Origin of the sequence: Prevotella merdae (assembly GCF_900290275.1) — a bacterium.
GTDB lineage: Bacteria > Bacteroidota > Bacteroidia > Bacteroidales > Bacteroidaceae > Prevotella > Prevotella merdae.
Window position 1 is genome coordinate 1 of the sequence record NZ_LT985343.1, and the last position, 1,532, is coordinate 1,532.

1 pseudogene is annotated in these 1,532 nt (G+C 41.4%); it reads right to left on the minus strand.

What is annotated here, in order from left to right:
- Positions 1 to 614 precede the first annotated feature (614 nt).
- Positions 615 to 1,532: pseudogene (locus C9991_RS16500) on the minus strand (reverse transcriptase domain-containing protein); the annotation flags it as partial.

Below are 1,532 nucleotides of genomic sequence, written 5' to 3' on the forward strand. Positions count from 1 at the left end.
GTAGGGTGTTCAAAATCCGCAATTTTTTCTGCACGATTTTTGACCCAATAAACGTCATAACTCATTGATATTCTGCAACAATTATATGCATAATGTATCGGAATGGAAATCCTGCACGATTTAAAAATGCAGTTTGTTGATTTACTGTTAGTTATGTGGATATTTTGGGGACAAATTGGACATAAGAATTATGAGGATTTTGAACACCCTACCTGTAAGGGCAAAAGCTTTAAAACTCCTGGCAATATTTAAAGCTTTTGCCCTTACAGGGCGCATTGCTGATTGCCATTATACCCAGGGCGCTGCCCTGGGCTAAGAGCTTCTGCCCTTTCAGGGCGTGCTGCTCATTGGAGTTGCTATCCTTTCATATCCTTCGACAAGCGATTTTCTGAGGTTAGCTTACTCATGCAAATTTACACATTATATATATATGAGGGGAAAAATGATGCAAAAAAGAACGAATAAACGTGTACAAACGATTACACACAAATCTTGACAAACAGCAGACAGAAAATCGAGTAGGAGGTAAATACTAATCATAGGTGTTTATCTCCTACTTTCGTATTTACCGACCTCTCACACCACCGTACGTGCCGTTCGGCATACGGCGGTTCCTATTTTGGGTACCATTCGAGATACGCCCCCATTAAAGTTGCATACCCTGCCCTACATAAATGCTCTTTTGTTATAGCTCTATGCAGTATGTAGCTATCAGCTATTCGCCAATAGCCTTTGCGAGTATTACCCCATTCGTATGCTTTGTGTTTACTAATACCACATCTGATGAGGTTTGCCACTTTTGTCTTGACTCTCTTCCAAGATTTCCATATACACATGCGTATTCTACGTCTTAACCATTCGTCTGTTTCAAGTAAAAGACGTTTCATATTGGCAAGATGATAATAACCTACCCACCCTTTTATGTATTCTTTCAGTTTTTGCTTTCTCTTGGCATGTCCCCAACCATTGCTGCGACTTGTCAGTTCTTTCAACCTTGACTTCATCTTGGCTTTGGATTTTGGATGCACCGTGAGTTGGCATTTGCCTTTCATCACATAAAAGGAGTAGCCGAGGTATTTCACTCCTCACACATACGACACTACAGTCTTTTCCTTGTTGACTTTGAGATATAGAGCATTCTCTATAAATCGGGTTATGCTCTCCTTTACTCGCATTGCAGCCCTTTTGGACTTACAGAATATCATCGAGTCATCAGCATAGCGCACAAAGGGTAGTCCCCTGCGTTCGAGTTCTTTATCCAATTCGTTGAGCATTATATTACTCAACAATGGACTTAGAGGTCCGCCTTGAGGCGTTCCTTCCTCGCTCGCTTCAAATAAACCTTTGTTCATTACACCACTTCGGAGATATTTGTGTATAAGACTGACCACTCTGCCGTCTTTAATGGTACGGCTGAGGATTTCTATGAGTTTGCTATGGCTACGGTATCGAAGAAGCGTTCAAGGTCAAGGTCTACTACATATTTGTAGCCTTCATTGATTATCCTTTGCGCTCCTCGTAGTGCGTCATGG